Below are 26550 nucleotides of genomic sequence, written 5' to 3'. Positions count from 1 at the left end.
GTTTTTAAAGGAATACTGATGGTTATAAAATTGTTTTTTGGGTGTTTTTAATGAATAGATTTTAAATTTTTCTGATTTCCCAAACCAGCGATAGATAATATAAACCGCCAATTGATGGCCCGCCAAGAATAGAAGTATACGCTTTGTTTAAAATATTAGTGCCGCCCAATTTTGTTGTAAGACCAGATTTTTTGAAATTATAATTGATCTGCGCGTCCATTGTCCAATATGCTGGAACATTGCCGCTTACTAAAAATGAAACATAATCGTAATTGTTTTGATAACGTGCACTCGCACTCGCGCCAAGATTTTTCCAGATATTTTCTGCCATCAAAGTTCCGTTTACATTAAATTCAGGCGTATTAAAACCGTCTTCCAATCCATCTTTATCATCGGTTCTGTCAAGTTTGGTGTACGTTAGATTTCCTAAAGCCGTAAACATTTCGCTGATTCTATATTTTAAACCCAAACTTCCTCCGTAATTGTAAATTTTACTTTTAGAATTCGTCCATAAACGGTAACGATTTTGAGTAGTTTTAGAATACAAAGCTGTCGGAATCTGTGCAAGATCCGTAGTGTTCGGAATACTGGCTTCGACTTGAGCGATAAAATTTTTATAAGCGTTGTAATAAAAATCGGCATCAATAAATAAAGTTTTATTTAAAGCAATTCCTCTAAAACCAAATTCAAAAGAATTGACAAATTCCGGTTTCAGATACGTATAAGGATTTTTTTGAAGTGTGCCTTGGTTTTTTGCAATCGCTGCCGCCTGAGTAAGACCATTTGTGTTCACATCACTATTGACCTGCGATTGAAATTTATCTATAGAAGCTTTTGTATATGAATTTTCAAAAATACCATCCGACATAATTCGAAGACCGCCAACGCGTTTTACACCACCCGAATTTACATTAGAAAAACCTTCGAAAATACTCGGAAAACGATAGCCGTTTTGATAAGATGCTCTAAAATTAATGGTTTCTTTTGGTGAATAAACTGCCGTAAACTGAGGCGTAAATTTAGCCTCAAAATAATCCGCTTTGTCCATTCTTAAAGTCGCGCCCAAACGTAATTTCTGATTGAATAAATCTTTTGTCAATTGCGTAAAAGCGCCTGTTTTTTGATACGTCAAATTTTCATCAGCATGTACAGGATTTATAAAATAATTTCCGTCGGGAACAATAATATAGGTTCTGTAATCAAAACCGCTTAATAATTTGGCATCTATTTTTTGGAAGAAATCAGCAAAAAGTTTGTCCCAATTTAATAAGCCTTCCGCATGTACCAAAGAAGATTTTACACGCAAAGCCGCGCCGATATCCCAATTGTTAATGTTGATTAATTCTTCTTTTTTGGCTTCATAAGCAGGCGTTCCCGGCTCAAATCTTCCCTGATCAGAAGTTGTTCGGGCAATTCTGTGTGCATCAGCAACCGAAGAACCATTCGCGACAGCGTTTTTATAAGCGGTCGAATAATCGGCAAACCATTTATCATCTGATTTATATGCGCGATCCATATTTTCGGCAAGCGAACGCATATTATACGAATCTCCCGTATTTTCTGAAGTTACATAACCTTTTACCTGAAAAACAGGTGTATGATAATCTACCGCAAATTGATTTAAAGTATAATTGTCTAATGTAAATCGGTTCGAACGCTGATAAATGGTATTAATAAGAACCGTTTTATACGTTACAGCCAATTCATGATCTTTCTTCGGACGAAAATAAAAACCAACATCAGCTTTGTAATTTTTAATGTCATAATCAGAAATATCAGTTTCGCGGTAACCTGTTCTCGCAACAACATAATTTTTACCATTTAACGAAAGTGTTTTTCTATTTGCCGATTCGTTTCCGTAACCGTTTACTTCATCAAAAGCCGGATTATCTGCACCGTACAAATTAGTCGAAGCATTTAAGCTTGGTGCCAAATCTGTTCTGTCATCGGCAATCCAATCTGTTCCGCCCGTTGTTGAGGCGTTGAATTTTACCGCTATTTTTTCGCTAAAAGCCTGAGCATATCTCAAATTAAACTGTGAATATATTTTTGGTGAAAACCGATCAATATTTCCAACATGATTTACGCCAGTTAATTGCTGAATGCTGATTCCTTGATATTCAAAAGGATTTTTAGTTTGAATATTCGCCAGACCGTTTATAGAATTTAATCCGTATAATGCAGAAGCTGTTCCCGGAATAATTTCAATTTTATCAATGTCAAGATCATTCGCGCCAAGCGCATTAGCAATTGGCGCGCCCAAATGTGGTGCCTGATTATCGATTCCGTCTACCAACTGTGCAAAACGGACATTTGTTGTGTTGGCAAAACCACGTGTATTGATCACTTTAAAACCTAAACTTGGCGTAATAATCTGTACGCCTTTTACATTTTCTAAAGCTTCAAAAATACTTGGTGCGCCCATATTTTTGGCTTCCGCCGATTTTAATTGCTCAATACTAATTGGCGATTGCATCAGTTTTTCTGAACGACGTGAAGCTGTAATTACGATTTCATTTAAAACTTCTTTTTTTATACTGTCTTGTTCCTTTTTCTGATTTTCGACTTGAGCAAAACTTTTAAGACTTATAAAAAGAAAAAATATGTAATGTGGTATTTTCATAATTTGCGATGATTTTCAGTATGTTTTAAAATGAATACTGATGGTTTTGGAAATTGGTTTTTGGTTAATGGTTTTTAATGTATTGATGGTATAGTTTAATTTTTTCTCCCGCAGGTTTTAGAGATTAAGCTGATTTATTTTATTAGAATTTCAGTTTCTGAGTTTCCTGTTTTGCAAACTCTTTAATTCGGTTTTCAATTTCATAAAATACGGTAATTGCATTTTCTCCCGCTGTGGTAAGTTTTGCGCCGCCGCCGCCTTTTCCTCCTAAAAGTTTTTCTACAAGCGGCGTTTCAGCACGCTGATTCATTTCTTCAACCAATTGCCAGGCTTGTCGATACGCCATTTTCATTTCTTTGGCCGCATTGGTAATCGATCCGGTCTTTTGGATATTTTCGAGTAGCCAAATTTTTCCTATTCCAAGAAATGCACCCTCGGCTTCTTCAATCCAAACCCGAACTTCAATATTGTATTTTTTGTTTTCTGACATTAGTATTTTATTCGTTGAGTATGTTTTCAACACCTAGAATCATAGTTTTTGAAACCATCAAACAAGTCGTTTCACATATTAAAAATACACATAGTTTAATTATATGAAAGAAAATTATTTCTTTTTTTAAGATGAAATCTAGGTTTCTATATGTTTAAAAAAATACAGCGCTAATTAATACGTATTTTATATTTGCAATAATACGTATTTATACTTAAATAAAAATAAGTATTTTGTGATTTTATTTCTTTGTCAGCGAAATAGCTTTGGAACAAAGAACAATAAATGTAAATTTGCAGACTAAATTCAGTGATAAAACTTTGAAACTTTGTCACTCTGAACCTTTGAACCTTAGAAATGAAATACAATCCGAACGAAATAGAAGCCAAGTGGCAAAAATATTGGGCAGAAAATCAAACTTTTGCAGCCGAAAATAATTCTGAAAAACCAAAACACTACGTACTCGATATGTTTCCGTATCCGTCTGGTGCAGGATTACACGTTGGGCATCCGCTGGGATATATTGCGTCAGATGTATATTCTCGTTTCAAAAGACATCAAGGATTTAATGTTTTGCACCCAATGGGTTACGACAGTTTCGGATTGCCGGCAGAACAATATGCCATACAAACAGGACAACGTCCGGAAGATACTACACGCGTAAATATTGACGGCGGCGTTGATAAAGAAGGCAAACAAATTGCAGGATACAGAAAACAATTAGATAATATCGGATTTTCTTTTGACTGGAGCCGCGAGGTTCGTACGTCAAATCCGGATTATTACAAACATACACAATGGATTTTTATTCAATTATTTAATTCTTGGTATTGCAAAAAACAAGGTCAGGCATTTGATATAAAAGATCTTGTAACGGTTTTTGAAGAATCCGGAAATGCTTTGGTTGAAGCAGTTTGCGACGACAATGTTGCAATTTTTAATGCTGATGAATGGAATTCGTATTCTGACGATCAAAAAGAAAAAATCCTTTTGCAATACAGAATGACGTATTTGGCAGAAACCGAAGTAAACTGGTGTCCCGGTTTAGGAACTGTTTTGGCAAATGATGAAATTGTAAATGGAGTTTCTGAGCGTGGAGGGTTTCCTGTTATAAGAAAAAAAATGACACAATGGAGTATGCGAATTTCTGCTTATGCCGAACGCTTGCTTCAAGGTCTTAATGATATTGATTGGAGTGAATCTATAAAAGAATCGCAAAGAAACTGGATTGGAAAATCCGTTGGTGCTTTAGTTAAGTTTCAAGTTTCAAGTTTCAAGTCTCAGGTTGACGCGCAAAGTGATGAAACTTTAAACGTGAAACCTGAAACAAATTTTATTGAAGTTTTCACGACAAGACCTGACACTATTTTTGGAGTGACTTTTATGACTTTAGCACCAGAACATGATTTGGTAGCTAAAATTACAACTCCGGAACAAAAAGCTGCAGTTGAAGCGTATATCGAAAAAACATCAAAACGTTCTGAACGTGAGCGTATGGCTGATGTAAAAACCATTTCTGGAGTTTTCACCGGAGCTTATGCAGAACATCCGTTTACAAAAGAAGCAATTCCGGTTTGGATTGGGGATTATGTTTTGGCTGGTTACGGAACTGGTGCTGTTATGGCGGTTCCTTGCGGTGACGAGAGAGATTATGCTTTTGCAAATTTCTTTAAAGGTCAAAACGGAATGCAGGAAATCAAAAATATCTTCGCTAATGTTGATATTTCTGAGGCTGCTTACGGATCTAAAGACAATGTAGAAATCGCTAATTCTTATTTCCTAAACGGATTAAATTATAAAACAGCAACCACAAAAGTAATTGCTGAATTAGAAAAAATAGGACAAGGAACTGGAAAAACCAATTACCGTTTGCGTGATGCCGTATTTTCACGTCAGCGTTATTGGGGAGAACCTTTCCCGGTTTATTATATAAACGGACTTCCAAAAATGATTGATGCAAAGCATTTGCCAATTATTTTGCCGGAAGTTGAGAAATATTTACCAACCGAAGATGGTTTGCCTCCTTTAGGAAATGCTCCGGTTTGGGCTTGGGACATTATTCAGAATAAAGTAGTAAATACTCAATTCATTGACAACGTTCATATTTTTCCTCTTGAATTAAATACTATGCCAGGCTGGGCGGGAAGTTCATGGTATTGGATGCGTTATATGGATGCACATAATGAAAATGAATTTGCGTCTGCAGCAGCTCTAGCATACTGGGAAAGTGTAGATTTATATATTGGAGGAAGCGAACACGCAACCGGACACTTATTGTATTCTCGTTTCTGGAATAAATTCTTAAAAGACAAAGGTTTTGCTCCAACCGAAGAACCATTCAAAAAACTGATTAATCAGGGAATGATTTTGGGAACTAGTGCTTTTGTTTATAGATTGGAAGGAACAAATAGTTTTGTTTCTAAAAATAAAATTGGAGATCAAAAAGTACAGCCGATTCACGCAGATGTTTCGATGGTGAATTCTTCTGATGAATTAGATGTTGAAAAATTCAAAGCTTGGAGAGAAGATTACGCCAATGCAGAATTCATTTTAGACGATAACGGAAAATACATTGTTGGTCGTGAGGTTGAAAAAATGTCAAAATCGAAATACAATGTAGTAACGCCAGATGATATTTGTGCAGAATACGGTGCCGATACATTGCGTTTATACGAAATGTTCTTAGGTCCGTTGGAGCAGGCAAAACCTTGGAATACAGCTGGAATTTCAGGAGTTTTTGGCTTCCTTAAAAAATTATGGAGATTGTATTTTGATGATAATGGTTTAATCGTAAACAACGACGAACCAACAAAAGACAATTTAAAAACATTACACAAAACAATCAAAAAAGTACAAGATGATATTGAGAATTTCTCTTTCAATACTTCGGTTTCTCAGTTTATGATTTGTGTGAATGAATTGTCAACTCAAAACTGTCATTCTAGATCGATTTTAGAACCATTAGCAATTTTGGTTTCTTCTTACGCGCCGCATATTGCTGAGGAATTATGGTCGCAATTAGGAAATACAACTTCTATTTCGCAAGTTCCTTTTCCAGTTTTTGAAGAAAAACATTTAGTTGAAACTAATAAAGAATACCCGGTTTCTTTCAACGGAAAAATGCGTTTTACTATCGAATTGCCTTTGGATTTAACCAAAGAACAAATTGAAGAAATCGTGATGAAAGACGAAAGAACACAAAAACAATTGGATGGTAAAACTCCAAATAAAGTGATTATTGTTCCTGGTAAGATTATTAATTTGGTTGGTTAACCAAATAAATTCCAAATATTTAAAAATTCCAAATTCCAATTTTTGTTGGGGTTTGGGATTTTTTTTGTTTTGTCTGTCTGAGCGGAGTCGAAGACCACGCCAAAAACTCTACAAAGATTGGAGATTTAGATTGCGGAGCTACTTGCGTGGTCTTCGACTTCGCTCAGACAGACAAAATGAGGTAAATTTTTTGCCACAGATTAAAATGATTTCCACAGATTTTTTAAAAATTAAATCAAGTATTTCACGCAGATTTTAAAAGATTGAAGCAGATTTATACAGATTAAAATAAATGAAAAATTACTTTAGATCTGCTCTAATCTGCAAAAATCAGCGTGAAAAAAAACATTAAAATCTGTGAATCTAAAATGATTTCCACAGATTTTAAAAGATTGAAGCAGATTTATACAGATTAAAATAAATAAAAAATCACTTTAGATCTGCTCTAATCTGCAAAATCTGCGTAAAAAAACATTATAATCTGTGAATCTAAAATGATTTCCACAGATTTTAAAAGATTGAAGCAGATTTATACAGATTAAAATAAATAAAAAATCACTTTAAATCTGCTCTAATCTACTAAATCTGCGCGAAAAAAACTCCAAAATGTCAAAATGGCATTTTGTTAAAATGGTTCGCAATTTGATCTTTGTTTTGTAACTTTAAAAATCAATCTAAAAATCAAAAACATGGGAGGTTCATATATTATTCTTGCCGGAGCTATAATGTTATGTAGTTGGTGGGTGAGTTCGACTTTAAAAAGGAAATTTGAATTATATTCAAAACTGCAATTACGAAACGGAATGAGCGGTCGTGAAATTGCTGAAAAAATGCTTGCGGATAACGGAATTACAGATGTTCGAGTTATTTCGACTCCGGGACAATTAACAGATCACTACAATCCGTCTGATAAAACAGTCAACCTTAGTGAAGCAGTTTATAATCATCGTAATGCCGCTGCCGCTGCGGTTGCTGCACACGAATGCGGTCACGCGGTTCAACATTCTGTAGGTTATCAATGGCTTACTATGCGATCGACTTTAGTGCCAATTGTTAATGTTGCATCTAATTTTATGCAGTGGATTTTATTGGCTGGAATTCTTATGATTCAGGTATTTCCACAATTATTGCTAGTTGGAATCATTCTTTTTGCTGTTACAACGCTGTTCTCTATTATTACATTGCCTGTGGAGTATGACGCAAGTAACAGAGCGTTGGCATGGTTAGAAAATAAACACATGCTGGCACCAGAAGAACAAGCGGGAGCAAAAGATGCTTTAAAATGGGCAGCAAGAACTTATTTAGTTGCAGCAATTGGATCAATTGCAACGTTGTTGTACTATATTTCTATTTATTCAGGAAATAGCAGAAGAGATTAATTTTATAATTGAGATAATTAGTCCATTAGATAATTTATAAAACCCCGATAGATTTTAAATCTGTCGGGGTTTGTTTTTTAAATTAGAATTTAAAATTTACTTTTTGAGTCTTAAAAAAAATATCTAATTATCAAATTCCACATTATCTAATTACAATTGAATCTGCCTGTCAATTTGCTGATCCAGCGATATAAACGTTTCTGTTCTCGAAACACCTTCTATGGCTTGTATTTTAGTATTTAGAAGCTGCATCAAATGTTCATTATCACGACAAATGATTTTGATCAATACAGACCAGTTTCCGGTAGTATAATGACATTCTAAAACTTCGGGGATTTTCTTTAAATCTTTTACAGCTTCAGAGTTTCTGGACGCTTTATCCAGATAAACACCAATAAAAGCCATAGTGTTGTATCCTAAAACTTTAGGATTTACGGTAAATTTTGAACCTGAAATTACGCCAGATTGCTCTAATTTTTTTAAACGTTGGTGAATTGCCGCGCCGGAAATTCCGATTTTGTTTGCGATTTGTAAAATAGGCTTTCGGGCATCGTCCATTAGGTATCGAAGGATTTCTTTGTCGATACCGTCAATTTCGATTAGTAGGGAGTTGATTTTCATAACTTAAAATTTGAAACTTATTCTGTGATTTGGGTTTAGAATAGAAATCAAATGTAGTTAAAATGGGTTGAAAAATGAAATTCCAACTTTTTAAAATTCCAAACCCTAAATGAAATTCCAATTTCAAATTCTAAACTAAAAATGCTACTGATTTTAAAAATGAGATTGCAGAATAAAAAAAATCCAAATACCAAGTGATTAATTTGGAATTTGGATTTTTAAATATTGTTGTTTCTAAGGCTTATTTTCCTTTGTTTGCTTCGTTGATGTATTTTTCTAAAGCCATTGTCATAGAAGGAGTTTCAGGAGTAGGAGCAAGAATATCAATTCTTAGCCCGTGGTCTAAAGCTTCTTTTTGAGTTGTGCTTCCAAATACAGCAATTCGGGTATCATTTTGTTTAAAATCAGGGAAGTTTTTAAACAATGATTTAATTCCGGTTGGACTAAAAAATGCTAAAACATCATAATAAACGTCAGCAAGATCAGATAAATCACTCATTACAGTTTTGTAAAAAACAGCTTGCGCCCAGTCTACTTTTAGACCGTTTAATGTTACAGGAGCATCAGCATTTAACTGGTCAGATGCCGGTAATAAGAATTTTTCGTCTTTGTATTTTTTAATTAATGGAGATAAATCTGCAAAATCTTTTGCGCCAACATAAATTTTACGTTTTCTGTATACAACGTATTTTTGTAAGTAAAACGCAACTGCTTCAGATTGACAGAAATATTTCAATCCTTCTGGGACTTTGTATCGCATTTCATCTGCAACTCTAAAAAAATGATCTACAGCATTTCTGCTTGTCAAAATAATCGCAGTGTAATGATTAAGATCGATTTTTTGTAATCGAATCTCTTTTGCGCTAACCCCTTCCACATGAATAAATGGTCTGAAATCAATTTTTATTTTGTGTTTTTGTTGGAGCTCAAAGTAAGGAGAATTTTCCACTTTAGGTTCAGGCTGTGACACCAAAATTGTTTTCACTTTCATATTATAAACTTTTACTAAGCCACCTCTTTTGTAATCCAATAATACATGAAATAATAAGGGGCTATTTCAAGAGCGCAAAGATATAAAATAAAATAAAATAACTTACCGATTATTGCATTTTGATACGTTTTAATTGAAATAAAATAAGAGTATAAGCTTATACACAGCGAAATACCTATGATTATAAGCGGAATCGTTTTCGGAATATTATCGTAATAGAACAAAATCGCATTGACTGGAAGGATTAAAACACCTATATATGTTCGGTAAGTTACTTTTTGTAGGTTAAAAAGTTCTACAAAATCATCAATATTGAATGAAGCAGCAACAATTTTTTCTATTAAATATTTACCAAGAATAAAATAAAGTAAAAAAGTCGCAATCTGAATAAACAAAATCCAGTCGGTTTTTTCGACCTTTCCTGCAATGTGCATTGTAATCCAATCGTTCTCTGCTGAATGACTAAAAATATACATCGTAAGCTGAATAAAAAAAGCATACGAAATAATTTGTACGAAAAACAAGCCTACTGTAAAGCTGCTTTTCATATGGCTGTTATCGCGATAAATTTTTGCGTATTTGTCTGAAAAAATAAGCTTGCTAAATTCGCTGAATCTAGTTTCGTAAGCAGATTTTGTCATAGCAACAAGAGCAAAGGCTACGACAAACAAAAGTGTTGCCCAGTCTTTGTTTTCAAGAATTCGAGGATGAAGTTGTTCAATCATAGCGATGCAAAATTAGTAATTTTTTGTGTCAATACTTTTATTATAAATTTATTATGAATCAAATGCTATAAAAAGTTTACTTTTGCGATGAAATTACCCAGAAAAATGAATGATAGTATTGTCATAATTCCCACTTATAACGAAATTGAGAACATAGAAAGTATAATAAGAGCTGTTCTTTCGCAGCATAAATCTTTTGACCTCTTAATTATAGACGATAATTCTCCCGATTATACTGCAGATAAAGTAATTGCATTGCAAGAAGAATTTTCGGGCAGATTGTTTTTAGAAAAAAGAGCAAAAAAATCAGGTTTAGGTACGGCTTATGTTCATGGTTTTAAATGGGCGTTAGAACGAAAATATGGTTATATTTTTGAAATGGACGCCGATTTTTCTCATAATCCAAACGACCTTGAAAAATTATATGATGCCTGCCACTTTGGTGGTGCAGATTTAGCTATAGGATCACGCTATGTAACTGGAGTAAATGTCGTAAATTGGCCTTTAAGCCGAGTATTGATGTCTTATTTTGCTTCCGTTTACGTAAAGTTTATTACCGGAATGAAAATTCATGATGCAACTGCAGGTTTTGTTTGTTATAAAAGAGAAGTTTTAGAAAAAATTAATTTGAATAAAATTAAGTTTGTCGGTTATGCTTTTCAGATCGAAATGAAATATAGGACGTATTGCGGTAATTTCGAAATCAAAGAAGTTCCGATTATTTTTACAGATAGAACTAAAGGAGTTTCTAAAATGAGCAATGCCATTATAAAAGAAGCCATTCTTGGAGTAATTTCTCTAAGATTAAAAAAATTAGTCAATTCATTATAAACCACCCAAAATGAATAGGATTTTAATAAAAAACGCCAAAATAGTAAACGAAGGATCTATTTTTGAAGGCGATGTTCTGATTGAAAACGACTTAATTGTTGAAATCGCAGACAGCATCAGCCTAAAAACTTCAGATTGTATCGTGATCGATGCTGAAGGGAATTATTTAATGCCGGGCGCAATCGATGATCAAGTACATTTTAGAGAACCTGGTTTAACACATAAAGGAGATATCGAATCTGAATCAAGAGCGGCTGTTGCCGGAGGTATTACTTCTTTTATCGAACAGCCAAATACGGTTCCGAATGCGGTTACTCAGGAAATTTTAGAAGATAAATATCAAATTGCAGCTGTAAAATCTTATGCGAATTATTCGTTTATGATGGGCGCAACCAACGATAATCTGGAAGAAGTTTTAAAAACGAATCCAAAGAATGTAGCCGGAATTAAAATTTTTCTAGGTTCTTCTACAGGAAATATGCTGGTTGATAATGAAGCGACTTTAGAAAAAATATTTTCAAGTACACCAATGTTAATTGCAGTTCATTGTGAAGATGAAACTACAATACAAGAAAATCTTGCGAAATTTAAAGCGCAATATGGTGATGATGTTCCGGTAACGGCTCATAATTTAATCAGAAGTGCAGAAGCGTGTTATATTTCGTCTTCAAAAGCGGTGGCTTTGGCGAAGAAAACAGGCGCTCGTCTGCATATCTTTCACCTTTCTACAGCTAAAGAAATGGAATTGTTTACGAATAAAATTCCATTAGAAGATAAAAAAATAACGGCTGAGGTTTGTGTACACCATCTTTGGTTTACAGACGAAGATTATAAAACGAAGGGAAATTTTATCAAATGGAATCCTGCCGTAAAAACTGCTGCAGACCGTAAAGCACTTTGGGAAGCTTTAAACGACGGTAGAATTGATGTTATTGCAACCGATCACGCGCCGCATACCAAAGAAGAAAAAATGCAGTCGTATCTAAATGCACCTTCTGGTGGTCCATTGGTACAACATGCCGTTGTTGCGATGTTTGAAGCGCACCATCAGGGGAAAATCAGCGTGGAGAAAATTGTGGAAAAAATGTGTCACAATCCGGCTAAAATTTTCAAAATCGAAAAAAGAGGTTTTATAAGAGAAGGTTATTTTGCCGATTTAGTAATTGTAAATCCAAGTTTGCCTTGGAGTGTAAATCCGGATAATATTTTAGCAAAATGCGGCTGGTCTCCGTTTGAAGGTTATGCTTTCAGATCAAGAATAACCCATACATTTGTAAATGGTGAATTGATTTACAATAATTTTAAAGTAAAAGATTCCCGTGCTGGAAAAAGATTATTGTTTGATAGATAAAAAGCTGCGATGAAGAATTTTATAATTATAATATTGGTTTTGTTTCTTTCTGTAAGTTGTAAAAAAGAGCTGGTTAAGACTCCGAAAAAACTTATCGAGAGAGAAAAAATGATTGATATTATGTATGATTTGTCGCTTCTGGAAGCAATGAAATATCAAAATCCGTTGTCTTTAGATTCTGTAGAAACAGATCCTACGAAGTATATTTTGAAGAAATACAAAGTAGATAGTCTACAGTTTGCACAAAACAATATGTATTACGCTTCTGATTATGATAATTACAAAGATATGTTTGATGAAATAGGCAAACGTCTGGCTAAGAATCAAAGAGCAACAGATTCTATTGTAAAAATTGAAGAAAAAAAGGAAGCCAAAAAGAAGAAAAATAAAGCAAAAACTTCAAAAGATTCAATTGTAAAAAAACCTGTAAAAGGTCCAAATCTTGATTCTATAAGAAGACAAATGAAACATTAAATAGAGATTTATAATTTCGAAATATCTTTTATGTACTGATGTACATCTGTAAAAACCGTTCCCAGAGCGGTTTTTATTTTTTCATTAGTATACAAATTATTAGAATAAGAAGCTTTTGCAGCTGCTTTTGTAAGACGTCTTTTTTGAAAAAATAAAGTTGAAAAGATTCCATCGGCAATCCAGCCTAAATTTACTAAAAATGGTGTAGCATGAATAGTTGGTCTTTTAACTTTTAATGCATCAGCAATTGTATTTAAAATATCGCGAAATACTATATTTTCTGCAATCAAAGTAAAGCGTTCGTTTTTGATATCACTTTTCATTAAATCAAAAGCAATTCTCACCACATCATTTACAGTAACAAATCCAGTGCTTCCAAGCGTATAAAAAGAAAGTCCGTTGGCAACTCTGGTATAAAATTCGGCACTTCCCTGATCATCGGTTTTTGTTTTCGGAATTGGACCTAAAATAACACCGGGATTTATAATAATAACATCCAGACCTTCTTGAAGACTTCTCCAGACTTCCATTTCGGCACCATATTTAGAAATGGCATAATCACTGTGCGGTTTTTCGGGATTCCAATCTGTTTCTTCAGTAATATAAGTTTCGTGTGGAGCAATATCGCCCAAAGCAGCGATCGAACTTACAAAACAAAATTTCTTTATTCCTTTAGCGATTGAGAAATTAACCATATTGGCTGTTCCTTCAATATTGGTTTTTCGAAGTTTATCTTCGTCTTGAGGTTCTAAAGATATCAGTGCTGCACAATGATAAACGTAGTCGATATCAATAAAGGCAATTTCAAGTGAAGGAACGTCTAAAATATCGGCTTCAAGCCAATTAATTTTTTCGAATAAATCTCCTTTTTGGTATAATTCAAATACAGTTTTAGTTTTCTGAATGTTGTTTTGAGTTCTGTAAATTGCCCGAACGTTTTCTCCATTTTCAATTAAATGAAGCAATAAATGCGCGCCGACTAAACCTGTTCCTCCAGTTACTAATACCATTTTGTAAAGATAACTTTTTGTTTGAAAGGTGCAAAGGTGCAGAGGGACAAAGACTCAAAGTTTTTTTGGTTAAAGGTACAAAGATGCAAAGGTTTAAAGGGAAAAAGTTTTTATTGATTTTTTTTGAAATTGATATTGTACTTGTCTTTTGTTATTGATATTGTACATTGCTTTTTGATATTGCCATTGCCATTGATTATATTTGCGCAAATTATTTTAAAAAATGAAGAATCTAGTTGAAGAATTAAAATGGCGCGGTCTATATCATGACAGTATGCCCGGAACGGAAGAACAATTGCTGAAAGAAATTACTACAGCGTATATTGGTTTCGATCCTACGGCAGATTCGCTGCATATTGGAAGCATGGTTCAGATTATTTTATTGGTTCATTTAAAAAATTTCGGACATCAGCCAATTGCTTTGGTGGGTGGTGCAACAGGAATGATTGGTGATCCTTCTGGTAAATCTGACGAAAGAAATTTACTTAACGAAGAAACTTTGGCTAAAAACGTAGCGGGAATTAAAAGTGTTCTTTCTCGTTTTTTAGACTTTAATTCTGCTGATGCTAATGCTCCGGTAATGGTGAATAACTATGACTGGATGAAAGAATTCTCATTTATTGATTTTGCTCGTGAAGTTGGAAAACGTATCACAGTAAATTATATGATGGCAAAGGATTCTGTAAAAAAGAGGCTGAACGGAGAAATTGGTGAAGGAATGTCGTTTACAGAGTTTACCTATCAATTAATTCAAGGTTACGATTTTTATCATTTATATAAAAACAACAATTGTATTCTGCAAATGGGAGGTTCTGACCAATGGGGAAATATTACCACGGGTACAGAATTAGTTCGTAGAATGGGAGGAGAGAATGCAAAAGCTTTTGCATTAACGACGCCTTTGATTACAAAAGCAGACGGATCTAAATTCGGAAAATCTGAAGGCGGAAATGTTTGGCTGGACGCTGATAAAACTTCGGTATATAAATTTTACCAATTTTGGGTAAATGCTACAGATGCTGATGCAGAAAAATACATCAAGATCTTTACCTTTTTAGGTAAAGAAGAAATCGATGCTTTAATTGAAGAGCATAAAACGGCGCCGCATTTAAGAGTTTTACAAAAGAAATTAGCCGAAGAAATTACGATTTTTGTTCACAGTAAAGAAGAATTAGAAAAAGCAATTCAGGCTTCGAATATTTTGTTTGGAAATTCTACTGCAGAAGATTTGAAGAAATTGGATGAAACGACTTTTTTAGAAGTTTTTGACGGAGTTCCTCAAGCTGAAATTGCAAAAGCAGATTTAGAAAGCGGATTGGAAATTGTTTCTATTTTAAATGAAAAAACAGGGTTCTTTAAATCAAATGGTGAAGCAAGACGCGCTTTAACAGCAAATTCTATTTCGGTAAACAGAGATAAGATAAAAGAAGATTTTATTTTGACTGCAAATGATTTAATTAACGGACAGTTTGTATTGTTGCAAAGCGGAAGGAGAAATTATTTTGTATTGAGAATTGTATAATCGATTAAATAGTCGGTTAGAACCATAATATCAAATTTTAAAACGTCCCAATAGCTCGAAAGAGTTGTTGGGATTTTTTTATTCAATTGAAAATCGAATATGTTTTTTTAGTAAGTTTATTACCTAAAAACTAAACTAATGATTGGAATTTTATTTATTTATTGGATTTGGAAAGCATTCAGCAATCTGGCAATTGAGTATGATAAGAATAAATGGACTTATTTTCTTATAGGTTTAGGCTCGTATTATGGAGCCACTTTGGCTGCAGGTATTATATACGGTTTTTCGGTTGTTTTAATTAGTGGAGTTGATGGTCTTGATGATGAAGATTATAATAGTACCGGATGGAATTTACTTTTTGTTCTTTTGGGAGGTTTAGTATGTTACGGAGTTTATCGGTTCTTAGAAAGAAAGTTAGAAAAAGAAAGAGAACTGCAGAGAAAAGAAGGTATAGAAAGTATTGGTGTAACTGAGGAAAACTAAAGAACCATCAGGTTACAACCGCGAATATCAGAATTATCAAAACGTCCCAATACTTCAAAAGAGTTATTGGGATTTTTTTTGCCTAAATCCTGTGTTGCGATAAACGAACAGGAATTGATATTGGCTAAATCAATAACATTGATGCCACCTGTTTTTCCATCATTCACGTAAGTGAGAGCATCTTCTGGATCGCGAACTAAAATGTGCATCCAGGACGGGCATTCAAAAACACCTTCGCCAAGAGAATAGGCCTGAGCCAAAAGTTCGGTCATACCGTATTCTGAATGAATAGAAGAAACGCCAAAACCTTTGCAAAGCTGTTCGTGCAATTCTTCGCGAATCATTTCTTTGCGTTTTCCTTTCATTCCTCCAGTTTCCATAATAATGGTATTTTGAAGATTGAAAGATTGCTTTTCGATTAAATCTAATAAAGCATACGTTACGCCAATCAAGATTGTATTTTGTCCGGCTTTGTCTAATTCTAAAAGTTTTTGGGTAAGTTCTCCGTGGTTGTGTAAATAAAACCCACTTTCAGGCTGATTGGATAGTTTTATTAAATCTTCGACCATGTAAATTAACGAAGAGCCTTCGCGCTCTAAATAAGACGGCAAAAGAGCTAAAACAACGTAATCTTCGATATTGCCGTAAAACTGAGAAAATCCTTTTCGATAACTTTCTTCATAAAGTGTAACATCCGTTACTAAATGTCGGCTTGTAATCATTCCGGTTGTACCGCTGCTGGTAAAAGTTACTTCCGCTGGATTGGTATTAGAAACGACGTCATGACTTTTGAAAAACTGAATGGGTAAAAAAGGAATTTGCTGCAGTGATTTAACCTGCTGTGGATTTACGTTTAAAAAATCACAGAAATTGCGGTATACTAAGTTATTCTCGTGCTGAAAACGAAACACTTTTAGTGCTGTTTTTTCAAATTGTTTCTGACTCGAAATGGTAAATATATCGTTGGCTGTAATCAAAACTTTTTTTGTGCAAAGGTATAAATAATTGTAGGATGTATGGGCAATAAAAAAGCTCCAATGTTATTTTGGAGCTTAGATTTTTATGTTTTTATCGAATAATGAGCTTTCGCGTTGCAGAAGCATTTTCTTCGCTTATTTTTATAATGTAAACGCCCGGAACTAATTCTGAAACGTTCAGCTCTTTTGAGCTTAAGTGTGTTTGAAGCACTCTTTTTCCTAAGATATCAAAAACGATAACTTCTTTCTCTAAATCATTTTTAGACGAAATAAAAACTCTTCCGTTTGTAACTGGGTTAGGGTACAAGCTTAGACCCTCAATACTAGTCGCGTCTTGAGGTTTTGGTAATTGCTTACTATCTTGAGCAGAAGCGCTCAGAGTAAAGAAAAATGCCAATAAGAATGTAATATAAAAGTAATTTTTTGCCATCGCAATATTTTAGTTATGGTAAATATACAAAAAAAATTACAAAAAGTACGCCAAAAAAAAACATCCTAAAATTTTAGGATGTTTTTAACAATTCTTATGTGAAGTATTCTTATTTGATCAAGCTAACTCCGTCAACAGTTGCCCAGTTACCAGCAGTTAATGAAGCTCCTGTAGCAGCTGCACTCTGAACGAAAGTTCCTGTAGGGAAAGCAACAACGATAGCGTCAGTTGCTCCAATTGGAAGAACGTTTGTAGTGTTAGTGATTTTAACATTTAAAAGTTTGATTTTAGATGTTTTTACTTGGTGTTGGTTTGTTGCATCATCTAAGATACTAACAGCGCTTCCTTTGTAAGTATTTGCTCCAAATGTGAAGTTACCGTAACCATCGATGATGATGTTGCTGTATTCTCCGTTACCTTCTCTTTTGAATTGGAAAGCATCAACTTGGTTGTCATTAGCTTCAGGAACGTTTCCAGCTTCTCTTTTTAAAGTAATGTTAGAAACTTTTGGTCCAAAAGCATTATCATTTAAAGAAGCTTCGATTTCCATTCCGTAGTTACCTTTTCCAGTTTGGTAAGCATACCAGTTACTGTTTGCTTGACCTTGCCATCCATCTTGCCAGTCAAAAGAATCATCAGTATTTCCGAAAGAAATAGCATTTGTCATACTTACAGTTCCTCCGAAAAATTCGAATCCGTCATCAGCACCTTTGTAAGATACTAAGTGATCTAAAACTGTTCCAGAACCTACTGAATAGAAAGTAAAACCATTGTTTTCTTTTTCTCCGTCAGCTAATTTAGATCCAGCATATTCTACTCTTGTGTAAACTAATGAACCACTATTGTCAGTTGCATTAGTACCACCGTAAGAAATTTTATTACCATCTTCAGATGTACCAGTTGTTCCTCCACCAGCAACTTTTGCAGGAGCATCACCGTAAAGGATGATTCCTCCCCAAGAACCTGGAAGTTTAGATTTTTCAGTAAATACTACTGGTTTGTCAGCAGTACCAAGAGTGATTAATTTTCCACCTTTTAAAACAACTAATGCGTTGTCTCCAGTAGCTTTATCAACAGTAATTGTTGATCCTGCGTCAAAAGTTACAGTTACTCCAGAGTTGATTTTTACAATACCTTTTAATGTGTAGTTACCGTAAGCATAAGTTTTGTTTGCAGTGATAGTACCTGAGATTTCGCCTGTTGCAGGTGGAGTAACAGGAGTTGGATCGTCACTACTTGAGCAAGAATTAAAAAATAAACCTGTAGCAAGTGCTAAAGCAAAAATTTTAGTTTTCATAATTGTGTGTTGTATTATTCGTTTTTATTTTTGTCAAAATTAGAATCAAAATCCTTTTAAGGTGTTAGCTCAATATTACTTTACGGTTATCAAAAATTGATTAAAATGTGAAGAGAATGTTAAGGATTTTTCTGATATGTTACCAAATAAAAAAAGCTCCAGATATACTGAAGCTTTGTTTTTTGTATGTAGTTGGTATTAAAAAGTATAACCTAGTTTAAGAGAGAAACCAACACCTTTTTTATAGCTGTTTGCTATTAAAGATTGTTCTGCTACTTTTATAGTTCCTTCATTTCCAAATTCTAATTTTCTTTCTGGATTCAATAAGTTGTCAGCAGTAAATTTCACATCAAAATGTTCTGAAATTTTGCTTGACCAAACAAGATCTAATTGAGAAACCGGTAATTCGTAAGTATGATCCTGACCGTTTGTTCCTACTGCGTAAATTCTTTTTCCGAACACGCCATAAACAAGAGACATCGTATTTGTCCAGTCTTTTCCTAAGTTGAATTCATACTTCAAATCTGAGTTTACCAACCAGTTAGATGCACCTTGTAAATCTCTTGAACCTTTATGTGTTTCAATTGAATTGTTGGTTGTGATAATTCCATTTTCATCTATTGAATTGTAAGTAGGGCTAACATTTACTTTAGTTTGCATTAATGTTCCGTTCAATCCAAATGAGAAAGCAGAAAGATCTTCGCTAATTCTGTTTAATCCAAAAAGGAATTCAGCTTCAACTCCGTATAAAGTTGCATTGTCAGAATTCAAGAATGTTGTAACAGTTCCTGTAGTAGCGTTAGAAACAAAAGTTCTTTCGATCGGATTGTCAAGATATTTTGCAAATGCACCTACGGCAAACATTTCTTTTGCAGTTGGGAATAATTCGTATTTTAAATCAACATTGTAGTTATCACTGTTTTTTAATAATGGATTTCCTTGTACAGAAGTTCCATCAGCATTTTGGTACGTGATCGGGAAAGATTCCATGATAACTGGTTTTGTATACGTTTTACTTGCAGCAAAACGCAAGTTTGAATTTTCATTCATAAGATATTTCAAATTCAATGAAGGTAGAATATAGAAATTGTCATATTTGCTTATGTTAAATGCAGAATCAAAACTTCCTAATCCTCTATATTTAGTTTCTTTAGTTGTGCTTTCTAATCTTACTCCTGCGTTAAGTTCGTATTTTTCTCCAAATTTTAAAAGTAAATTGGTATAACCAGCATTTGCAGTTTCAGCAAGTTTTACCTGCCAAGTAGAGTTAGAATTTTCTTCAAAAGAAGTACCATTGTTAGCTTGAAGATCGGCTATAATGTGATCGTTAATGTTGTTTATGTTTGATGTAAATGCATTACCTCGGCTTGAAACAAATCGGTAAGAAGACTCCATCATTGAACTATTACCATTGTAACCAACAGTTAATTTGTTTTGTTTTCCGTCTTTTCCAAATTTAAGATTGTACTCAGCCATTGCTGATACAAATGAATTTCCGTCAACAGCTAAATATTGGCGTAAGAAGTTATTTGCTCCATAAGTAGTGTTAATCTCATCGCCAGTTTTTTGTCCGCTAAAGAACTTTCTGTCTGGTTGTCCGTATTTTGTATTTGCGTAAGAAACACCAGCTTTTAAAGTTTGGTTTTTATCTTCAGTCAAATTGTATTCCCCTAATAATTGAAGATTCAAATAATCACTTTTGTCTAATTCATTAGTACGAATAAAAGTGTTTTGTATAGCAGTACCACCAGCCTGACCAAATTGATCTTTTATTTCGTTCATAGTAGTTTTAATATACAACGTATTAAAAGCTAATTTGAATCTGTTTGCAGTATAGTTTAACCCTAACAATGCTGATGTAGTTGTTTTGAAACGGTAATCTGTTATCACAAAATTATTAACGTATCTTGATCCCGTTGTTTGTAAATCTAAAGTTCTGTCTACACCTTCTCTAATTGCATAGTTATTATCATAATTGATAGATAATAAATAAGAGAAAGAACGATCGTTGCTTAAATCAAATTTTTCAGAATGAAGTAAATTTAAGCTTGAGTTCAAAGGGCTTTTGCTTTTGCTTACACTAAAACCTTTATCACCACCAACAGAACTTAACGCCTGATCGTTTGTAAAAGAAGCTTTTGATGCATTTGGACCTAAGAAGCTTGGTAATTCTCTGTCTTTTCCGTTAAATCCAAAGAAACCTGCTGCAGTATCAGCATCGCTTGAAAGTAAAAAATCTTTTAAACTGTTTCCAGTTGTATATCCAAAACCAAGATTAATTTTGGTAACGCTTTTAGATGCTTTTGAAGTTTGAATATTAAAAGTTCCACCAGCAAAATCACCATAAATATTTGGGTTGAATGTTTTGTAAACATCAATTACTCCAACAATGTTCGTAGGGAATAAATCCAAAGGAACAATTTTAGAGAAAGGATTGTTAGAAGGAGCAGCAAGTTCATTGATCAATAAATTATTGTAACGATCTTCAAGACCACGAACAAATAATCCTCTAGAACCTACTTTAGAAATTCCAGTAATTTTTGTTAAACCTTCTTCAACATCACTTACTCCTTTTCTAGACATTTCCTGTGCACCAATACTTTGTTTGATAACAACAGCATTTTTTTGTTCTAGTAATAAAGCAGTTTCTTTTTCTTTGTTTGCAGTAGATTTAACTACAACATCTTTTAGTGTATAACCTCCTGAAGAAAGAACTTGGTTTACTGTTAGTGTTTCGCCTGCTTTTACAGTTACAGGTTTCTCTACAGATTCATACCCAACAAAACTAAATATAATAACATAGTTTCCTGGGTTAACGTTCAACGAATATTTTCCGTCGATGTCGGTATTTGCGCTAATATTTGTACCTTTAATTAAAACATTAGCAAATGGTAAAACTTCGTTGTTTGTTTCCTTGTCGGTAAGAACGCCAGAAATTGTACCTTTGTTTTGTGCGATCGAAATCGTACAGATAAATAATGCAATAAATAGAAATCTTAAATTGAATTTCATTTCAGTGTTGTGTTTAATTTATTTTTGTGCAAAGAAATAACCACACCGTAAAGTTCATGTTACGCACTTGTTATGTTTTTGTGTCCCCAAGATTATCAAATTGTTATGAGATTAAATTACGGTTAACAGCATTATTTACCGGTTTCTTTATTACTATATTTACCCTGTGAAATAAAAAACATCAGATATTTAACAAAGAAAATTTGGTGTAAGAATCTCAATTTTTGCTATTTATGAAAAAAACACAAACTAAGATTTTATTAGTTGACGATGAACCAGATATTTTGGAAATCGTGGGCTATAACCTTGCTCAAGAGGGCTACCAAATTGTAACGGCTTCTAACGGAAAAGATGCAATAGCAAAGGCCCAAAAAGAATTACCAGATTTGATTATAATGGATGTGATGATGGCTGAAATGGATGGTATGGAAGCTTGTGAACATATCAGAAAAATTCCCGAATTAAATAATGTTATCATAACATTTCTTACAGCAAGAAGCGAAGATTACTCACAAGTTGCTGGTTTTGATGCAGGTGCAGATGACTATATTACCAAGCCAATTAAACCAAAATTGTTAGTAAGCAAAGTAAAGGCTTTGTTAAGAAGGTTAAAAGAACAAGAAGTAGTAAGTGATACTTTAAATGTTGGCGGTATCGAGATTAACCGCGAAGAATATAAGATCATAAAAGGCAATGTAGAAATTGCTTTACCTAGAAAAGAATTTGAATTGTTTTACCTATTGGCTTCAAAACCAGGTAAAGTTTTTAAAAGAGATGAAATTCTTGATAAAGTTTGGGGCAATGAAGTAGTAGTAGGCGGAAGAACAATAGACGTTCACATCAGAAAACTACGTGAAAAAATTGGAGAAGACCTTTTTAAAACTATAAAAGGTGTTGGTTATAAATTTGAAGTTTAAACATTTAGTATAAATTTCAACCATATAAGTGATATAAGTTCATGTAATTTATATTTCACTTTATTATATTTGAGGCTCATTTTTGTCAAGTTAATATTTGACAAGGATGAGCTTTTCAAAATTATTACTAAGTACCAAAAAAGACATTATTGAATGAACTTATATCACTTATATGGTGAAAATAAGTTCTTAATGCTTTATTATTTAATCATTCAATGAAAATTAATTTTAAAAAAACATACAAGTTTGCTGTAAAATCGGCATTATATATCAGTCTTTTTGCAACAGGATTTGTACTGATTTTAATGTCTTTATTTTATAAAGGACAGCTGCAGCACCAAATTGCGTTTGGAATAATTTTTATTATCAGCATTTATATATTTGCTTTCCTGGTTTTGCAATATCGCGTAGAACGTTTTATCTATAGAAGAGTAAAGAAAATCTACGATGAGGTTTCGTTATTAGAATCGACGACACTTATCAATCAGCCGATAACAACCGATATGGAAACACTTTCGCGCGAAGTGAAAAAGTTTGCAACCGATAAAAAACTGGAAATCGAGATGCTTGAAATTCGTGAACAATACCGAAGAGAATTTCTAGGAAACGTTTCACACGAATTAAAAACACCATTATTTACCGTTCAAGGCTATGTTTCGACTTTGCTTGACGGCGCGATGGATGACAAACACATTCGAAAAAAATATTTAAAGCGTGCAGAAAAAGGAGTAGAACGTCTTATTTATATTGTTGAAGATCTTGATATGATTACTAAACTCGAATCTGGAGATTTAGATTTGAATATGACAGATTTTGATATCGTAGAATTGATTCAGAATGTTTTTGATTTATTGGAAATGAAAGCTGATAAAAAGAGAATCAAATTGTCTTTTGAAAGCAAAAATATACAATCGGTAATCATTCGTGGTGATCAGGACAGAATACAACAAGTTTTAGAAAACCTAATCGTAAACTCAATTAAGTACGGAAAAGAAGATGGTTTAACCGAAGTTGGAGTTGTAAACTTAACCAAGAAAAAAGTCTTAATTCGTATTAGTGATAATGGCGAAGGAGTTGAAAAACAAAACATACCAAGACTTTTTGAACGTTTTTACAGAGTTGATAAAAGCGGAACACGATCTGAAGGCGGTTCTGGTTTAGGATTAGCGATTGTAAAACATATTATTGAAGCACATAAAGAGAAAGTGTATGTAGAAAGTGAGTTCGGAATAGGCTCAGAATTCTCTTTTACATTAGAAAAAGCACATAAAACCATAAAAGCAGACGTTAAGTAATTGTAATTGGTGTTTTGCTAGTTGCCGTAAAACAAGGGTTTTAACAATAAATCAACATTGGGATTTAGTCCCTAACATTAAATTTTTATTATAGTAACATCTGGTTAACAATTTGTTAACATAGGTGGTACATCTTTGCATCCTGTAATTAAGTGCATTAGAGAAAAAAATGATAAAAAGAAAAATTATTGCAGTTTTATTGCTGATTTGCGGTGCAGCAAATGCGCAGGAACTACAGAAAGAAGATGTAAAAAAAGAAGTTTTACGCCTGTTAGATTCTATAAACAAAGCAAAACTTCCAGATACAAAATCAGGAGTAAGCGGCGAAGAACATTGGTACGACAGAATCTCATTAAGAGGTTATGCTCAGATAAGATACAATGGTTTGTTGTCTACAAATGACAAAGTTTCCTGCGAACAATGCGATAAATCCTGGGGAACAACTTCTACAGCTCCAGATGCACAGGCCAATAATGGACTTTTTATCAGACGTGCCCGTTTAGTATTTTCAGGACAAGTTCATCCTAATGTTTTCTTCTATTTTCAGCCCGATTTTGCTAGTTCACCAAGTACGGGGATTCAAAATTTTGTTCAGATCAGAGACTTGTATTTTGATCTTTCTTTTGATAAGAAAAAAGAATATCGTGTTCGTGTAGGTCAAAGTAAAATTCCATACGGGTTCGAAAACATGCAGTCAAGTTCGCAGCGCCTAACGCTGGATCGTGCAGATGCAATAAATAGCGCGATACTAAACGAACGTGATTTAGGACTTATTTTTTATTGGGCTCCAGCCGAAATCAGAGAACGTTTTGCCATGTTGGTAAAAGATGGATATAAAGGCTCAGGAGATTTTGGAGTTTTTGCTTTTGGAGTTTACAACGGTCAGATTGCCAATAAACTAGACGGAAACAGAGACTTGAATGTTGTGGCCAGAGTAACTTATCCTTTTGTAATTGGAGATCAGATTATAGAGCCAGGAATTCAGGCTTATACAGGAAAATGGGCTTTTACCGGAGAAATTTCTTCGGGCGTTACAGTAAATGATCCGCAATATGTAAAGGATCAAAGAGTAGGAGCGACTTTTGTTTTATATCCAAAACCATTCGGAATCCAAACGGAATATAATATTGGTACCGGACCTCGTTATAATACCCTTACCAATACTGTTGACGAAACAGATCTAAACGGAGGTTATGTTTTATTGAATTACAAATGGGACATCAAAAAGCAGCATATTTATCCTTTCGCAAAATTTCAATATTATGATGGAGGAAAGAAATACGAAAAAGATGCCAGAAGTTATGTCGTAAGAGATTACGAATTAGGTATAGAATGGCAGCCAATAAAAGCATTCGAACTTACAGCAGAATACGTTATTGCCGACAGAACTTTTGTAGATAGTGCGCTTCCTATCAACAGACAACAAGGAAATGTACTGAGATTGCAAGCACAGTTTAATTTCTAATATATGGACGACTATACGTATTGCAATCGCAAAGACGCGGATAAAACCCTTTTTTTAGAAAGTTAAAAATATAAATTGCCTCCAGCTTTAGCTGGAGGTTTTTTTTATGCAAAGAATAAGGCTTTAGCCAAATATGTTTGACTAAAGCCTTATATATTCTATTATAATCCCCACTAAAGCTGGAGGTAATTGAAGTTAAAAGAATTAAAAATCTGTGTAAATCCGCGTTTTTGCGATAGCAAATCCGTTTTATCCGTGTTCTAATTTTATCGCGTTGCAGTTTCTTCAAAAACAGTAAATAATGAATCCCAGTCAATCTCATTTTTAAACTGTGATAAACCTTTAAACGACTTTACTTTTGAAAGATCTTCAATGGTAAAATCATCTTGCATTGCGTACGGTACCAAATTCTCTTCCTGAAGTTTTATTGCCAGATATTCCTGTTCGTATTGTCCCGGTGTTGGGATAAAAAAAGCTTTTTTACCCAGTTTAGCCAAATCCATAACAGTGGTATAACCAGAACGGCATAAAACGAATTCACTTTCGTTAAAAGTTTGTTCCAACTGTTTAGAATTCATAAAATTGTAATACGTCACATTTCCAGATTCGTGTTTCGTCTGTGTTTTTTCTACCACACCTTTTACAAAAACAACTTTACCATTAAAACCTTTAATTTCCTCTTGCAGCTTTTCGTCTAAATACGTACGCTGTGGTTCAGGTCCAGATAAAATAACCATCAAATCAAATACTTTGGGAGTTTCCTTTTTCTTCATTCTGCTCAAAGGCCCAATATATTTTAAGTTAAGATGATTGGTTTTAAGATGCCCCAATTCTCCCGTAAGATTTACAGCATCATTAGAATCAGGAACCCAGCACTCTTTATATTTCTTTATAATATGCTGATGACATTTACTCGTAAACCAAGTTGTATTACCCGTCATCACATTCAATTGATGCGTCATAAAAACTGATGGAATTCTTCTGCTAAAAACACCCAGACGATTATCAGAAATAATACCGTCTATACCATGTTTTTTAATCCAGCTGTTTACCATTTTTTTCTCGTCAAGAATAGCCGTGATCATTTTAGGTAAATTTTTAATTAGCTTCCATTTAAAGTTTTTACCATTTTTAGCATATTCAATATGATAAGAAGGCAATTCTAAAGTTTGTATGTAAGGAAATTCTTTTCGAAGCAACGCCAGCGCAACACCATCAGAAGCAATAATCGGAATATAATTATTTTCCTGAAGTGCCTTAATAATCGGAATACATCTCGTAGCATGGCCTAATCCCCAATTTAATGGAGCTACTAAAATAGTTTTGTTCGCAGAATAGTCAATGCTCATAGTTTAACGCTTTTTAAAAAACGAAGATAAATAAA

Annotated in this window: 21 protein-coding genes; 10 read left to right on the top strand and 11 right to left on the bottom strand. The window is 33.7% G+C overall.

The features are described from left to right. Positions 1–61: 61 nt before the first annotated feature. On the bottom strand, positions 62–2623 hold the full coding sequence (locus EV144_RS21695) for a TonB-dependent receptor (protein ID WP_134151238.1): 2562 nt from the start codon (positions 2621–2623) through the stop codon (positions 62–64). A gap of 142 nt (positions 2624–2765) precedes the next feature. Further along, the gene (locus EV144_RS21690; protein WP_134151237.1) at positions 2766–3113 is read right to left on the bottom strand and encodes a winged helix-turn-helix domain-containing protein; all 348 of its coding nucleotides are present in this window, start codon (positions 3111–3113) and stop codon (positions 2766–2768) included. Positions 3114–3470: 357 nt separating this feature from the next. Between EV144_RS21690 and leuS the strand changes: the two genes are divergently transcribed. Both leuS and EV144_RS21680 read left to right on the top strand, forming a co-directional pair. Continuing rightward, a complete protein-coding gene (gene leuS / locus EV144_RS21685; protein WP_134151236.1) occupies positions 3471–6386 on the top strand; it encodes a leucine--tRNA ligase in 2916 nt (971 codons plus the stop codon). A gap of 689 nt (positions 6387–7075) precedes the next feature. Then, positions 7076–7765, top strand: a complete 690-nt coding sequence (locus tag EV144_RS21680) for a zinc metallopeptidase (RefSeq protein WP_134151235.1) — start codon at positions 7076–7078, stop codon at positions 7763–7765. A gap of 150 nt (positions 7766–7915) precedes the next feature. Here EV144_RS21680 and EV144_RS21675 read toward each other — a convergent pair whose 3' ends face one another. From EV144_RS21675 to EV144_RS21665, 3 genes are all read right to left on the bottom strand, one after another. Then, the gene (locus EV144_RS21675) at positions 7916–8386 is read right to left on the bottom strand and encodes an Lrp/AsnC family transcriptional regulator (RefSeq protein ID WP_007811264.1); all 471 of its coding nucleotides are present in this window, start codon (positions 8384–8386) and stop codon (positions 7916–7918) included. 241 nt (positions 8387–8627) lie between these two features. Further along, positions 8628–9377, bottom strand: coding sequence for a uroporphyrinogen-III synthase (locus EV144_RS21670; RefSeq protein WP_134151234.1), 750 nt, complete (start codon positions 9375–9377; stop codon positions 8628–8630). Between the two features lie 14 nt (positions 9378–9391). Next, positions 9392–10102, bottom strand: coding sequence for a DUF4271 domain-containing protein (locus tag EV144_RS21665; protein ID WP_134151233.1), 711 nt, complete (start codon positions 10100–10102; stop codon positions 9392–9394). Positions 10103–10207: 105 nt separating this feature from the next. On the opposite strand from EV144_RS21665, the gene EV144_RS21660 reads away from it, so the two are divergent. From EV144_RS21660 to EV144_RS21650, 3 genes are read left to right on the top strand one after another with little or no spacing between them, the layout of a single operon-like run. After that, on the top strand, positions 10208–10933 hold the full coding sequence (locus tag EV144_RS21660; protein ID WP_134151428.1) for a polyprenol monophosphomannose synthase: 726 nt from the start codon (positions 10208–10210) through the stop codon (positions 10931–10933). A gap of 10 nt (positions 10934–10943) precedes the next feature. Further along, positions 10944–12284, top strand: a complete 1341-nt coding sequence (locus EV144_RS21655; protein WP_134151232.1) for a dihydroorotase — start codon at positions 10944–10946, stop codon at positions 12282–12284. A 9-nt stretch (positions 12285–12293) separates the two neighbouring features. Beyond that, positions 12294–12758 (top strand): DUF4296 domain-containing protein, encoded by a 465-nt coding sequence (locus EV144_RS21650; protein ID WP_134151231.1) that lies wholly within the window; start codon positions 12294–12296, stop codon positions 12756–12758. 8 nt (positions 12759–12766) lie between these two features. Here EV144_RS21650 and EV144_RS21645 read toward each other — a convergent pair whose 3' ends face one another. Further along, a complete protein-coding gene (locus tag EV144_RS21645) occupies positions 12767–13768 on the bottom strand; it encodes an NAD-dependent epimerase/dehydratase family protein (RefSeq protein ID WP_134151230.1) in 1002 nt (333 codons plus the stop codon). Between the two features lie 223 nt (positions 13769–13991). Here EV144_RS21645 and tyrS point away from each other — a divergent pair, with 223 nt between their 5' ends. Both tyrS and EV144_RS21635 read left to right on the top strand, forming a co-directional pair. Next, positions 13992–15290 carry a tyrosine--tRNA ligase gene (gene tyrS, locus EV144_RS21640; protein WP_134151229.1) on the top strand — a complete coding sequence of 433 codons (1299 nt, stop codon included), beginning with the start codon at positions 13992–13994 and terminating at the stop codon, positions 15288–15290. A 138-nt stretch (positions 15291–15428) separates the two neighbouring features. Next, positions 15429–15773: a hypothetical protein gene (locus EV144_RS21635; protein WP_134151228.1), complete on the top strand. Its 345-nt coding sequence runs from the start codon at positions 15429–15431 to the stop codon at positions 15771–15773. On the opposite strand, the gene EV144_RS21630 is transcribed toward EV144_RS21635, so the two are convergent. The 4 genes from EV144_RS21630 to EV144_RS21615 form a co-directional block, all read right to left on the bottom strand. Then, a complete protein-coding gene (locus EV144_RS21630) occupies positions 15770–16750 on the bottom strand; it encodes an acyl transferase (protein WP_134151227.1) in 981 nt (326 codons plus the stop codon). The genes EV144_RS21635 and EV144_RS21630 overlap by 4 nt on opposite strands. 91 nt (positions 16751–16841) lie before the next feature. Continuing rightward, positions 16842–17180, bottom strand: a complete 339-nt coding sequence (locus EV144_RS21625) for a T9SS type A sorting domain-containing protein (RefSeq protein WP_134151226.1) — start codon at positions 17178–17180, stop codon at positions 16842–16844. Between the two features lie 109 nt (positions 17181–17289). Beyond that, positions 17290–18477 carry a hypothetical protein gene (locus EV144_RS21620; protein WP_134151225.1) on the bottom strand — a complete coding sequence of 396 codons (1188 nt, stop codon included), beginning with the start codon at positions 18475–18477 and terminating at the stop codon, positions 17290–17292. Between the two features lie 198 nt (positions 18478–18675). Next, positions 18676–21489: a TonB-dependent receptor gene (locus EV144_RS21615; RefSeq protein WP_134151224.1), complete on the bottom strand. Its 2814-nt coding sequence runs from the start codon at positions 21487–21489 to the stop codon at positions 18676–18678. A 233-nt stretch (positions 21490–21722) separates the two neighbouring features. Here EV144_RS21615 and EV144_RS21610 point away from each other — a divergent pair, with 233 nt between their 5' ends. The 3 genes from EV144_RS21610 to EV144_RS21600 all read left to right on the top strand — a co-directional run bounded on the left by EV144_RS21610 (position 21723) and on the right by EV144_RS21600 (position 25166). Continuing rightward, the gene (locus EV144_RS21610) at positions 21723–22406 is read left to right on the top strand and encodes a response regulator transcription factor (RefSeq protein ID WP_026983516.1); all 684 of its coding nucleotides are present in this window, start codon (positions 21723–21725) and stop codon (positions 22404–22406) included. A 215-nt stretch (positions 22407–22621) separates the two neighbouring features. After that, the gene (locus EV144_RS21605; protein ID WP_134151223.1) at positions 22622–23701 is read left to right on the top strand and encodes a sensor histidine kinase; all 1080 of its coding nucleotides are present in this window, start codon (positions 22622–22624) and stop codon (positions 23699–23701) included. Between the two features lie 169 nt (positions 23702–23870). Continuing rightward, the gene (locus tag EV144_RS21600; RefSeq protein WP_134151222.1) at positions 23871–25166 is read left to right on the top strand and encodes a porin; all 1296 of its coding nucleotides are present in this window, start codon (positions 23871–23873) and stop codon (positions 25164–25166) included. 266 nt (positions 25167–25432) lie between these two features. Here the strand turns inward: EV144_RS21600 and EV144_RS21595 are convergent, their stop codons facing one another. After that, positions 25433–26515 (bottom strand): glycosyltransferase, encoded by a 1083-nt coding sequence (locus EV144_RS21595; protein WP_134151221.1) that lies wholly within the window; start codon positions 26513–26515, stop codon positions 25433–25435. Positions 26516–26550: the final 35 nt, after the last annotated feature.

Origin of the sequence: Flavobacterium sp. 270, assembly GCF_004368785.1 — a bacterium.
Taxonomy (GTDB): domain Bacteria; phylum Bacteroidota; class Bacteroidia; order Flavobacteriales; family Flavobacteriaceae; genus Flavobacterium.
The sequence above is the reverse complement of the archived record's forward strand: the minus strand, read 5'-3'. Positions and strand labels throughout refer to the sequence as shown.

What these genes read in the sequence shown, in the direction of transcription:
- EV144_RS21680 (WP_134151235.1), top strand. Translation starts at nt 7,076, where the DNA reads ATGGGAGGTTCATATATTATTCTTGCCGGAGCTATAATGTTATGTAGT.
- EV144_RS21695 (WP_134151238.1), bottom strand. Translation starts at nt 2,623, where the DNA reads ATGAAAATACCACATTACATATTTTTTCTTTTTATAAGTCTTAAAAGT.
- EV144_RS21655 (WP_134151232.1), top strand. Translation starts at nt 10,944, where the DNA reads ATGAATAGGATTTTAATAAAAAACGCCAAAATAGTAAACGAAGGATCT.
- EV144_RS21675 (WP_007811264.1), bottom strand. Translation starts at nt 8,386, where the DNA reads ATGAAAATCAACTCCCTACTAATCGAAATTGACGGTATCGACAAAGAA.
- tyrS (WP_134151229.1), top strand. Translation starts at nt 13,992, where the DNA reads ATGAAGAATCTAGTTGAAGAATTAAAATGGCGCGGTCTATATCATGAC.
- EV144_RS21635 (WP_134151228.1), top strand. Translation starts at nt 15,429, where the DNA reads ATGATTGGAATTTTATTTATTTATTGGATTTGGAAAGCATTCAGCAAT.
- EV144_RS21595 (WP_134151221.1), bottom strand. Translation starts at nt 26,515, where the DNA reads ATGAGCATTGACTATTCTGCGAACAAAACTATTTTAGTAGCTCCATTA.
- EV144_RS21605 (WP_134151223.1), top strand. Translation starts at nt 22,622, where the DNA reads ATGAAAATTAATTTTAAAAAAACATACAAGTTTGCTGTAAAATCGGCA.
- EV144_RS21670 (WP_134151234.1), bottom strand. Translation starts at nt 9,377, where the DNA reads ATGAAAGTGAAAACAATTTTGGTGTCACAGCCTGAACCTAAAGTGGAA.
- leuS (WP_134151236.1), top strand. Translation starts at nt 3,471, where the DNA reads ATGAAATACAATCCGAACGAAATAGAAGCCAAGTGGCAAAAATATTGG.
- EV144_RS21620 (WP_134151225.1), bottom strand. Translation starts at nt 18,477, where the DNA reads ATGAAAACTAAAATTTTTGCTTTAGCACTTGCTACAGGTTTATTTTTT.
- EV144_RS21625 (WP_134151226.1), bottom strand. Translation starts at nt 17,180, where the DNA reads ATGGCAAAAAATTACTTTTATATTACATTCTTATTGGCATTTTTCTTT.
- EV144_RS21615 (WP_134151224.1), bottom strand. Translation starts at nt 21,489, where the DNA reads ATGAAATTCAATTTAAGATTTCTATTTATTGCATTATTTATCTGTACG.
- EV144_RS21600 (WP_134151222.1), top strand. Translation starts at nt 23,871, where the DNA reads ATGATAAAAAGAAAAATTATTGCAGTTTTATTGCTGATTTGCGGTGCA.
- EV144_RS21610 (WP_026983516.1), top strand. Translation starts at nt 21,723, where the DNA reads ATGAAAAAAACACAAACTAAGATTTTATTAGTTGACGATGAACCAGAT.
- EV144_RS21645 (WP_134151230.1), bottom strand. Translation starts at nt 13,768, where the DNA reads ATGGTATTAGTAACTGGAGGAACAGGTTTAGTCGGCGCGCATTTATTG.
- EV144_RS21650 (WP_134151231.1), top strand. Translation starts at nt 12,294, where the DNA reads ATGAAGAATTTTATAATTATAATATTGGTTTTGTTTCTTTCTGTAAGT.
- EV144_RS21660 (WP_134151428.1), top strand. Translation starts at nt 10,208, where the DNA reads ATGAATGATAGTATTGTCATAATTCCCACTTATAACGAAATTGAGAAC.
- EV144_RS21665 (WP_134151233.1), bottom strand. Translation starts at nt 10,102, where the DNA reads ATGATTGAACAACTTCATCCTCGAATTCTTGAAAACAAAGACTGGGCA.
- EV144_RS21690 (WP_134151237.1), bottom strand. Translation starts at nt 3,113, where the DNA reads ATGTCAGAAAACAAAAAATACAATATTGAAGTTCGGGTTTGGATTGAA.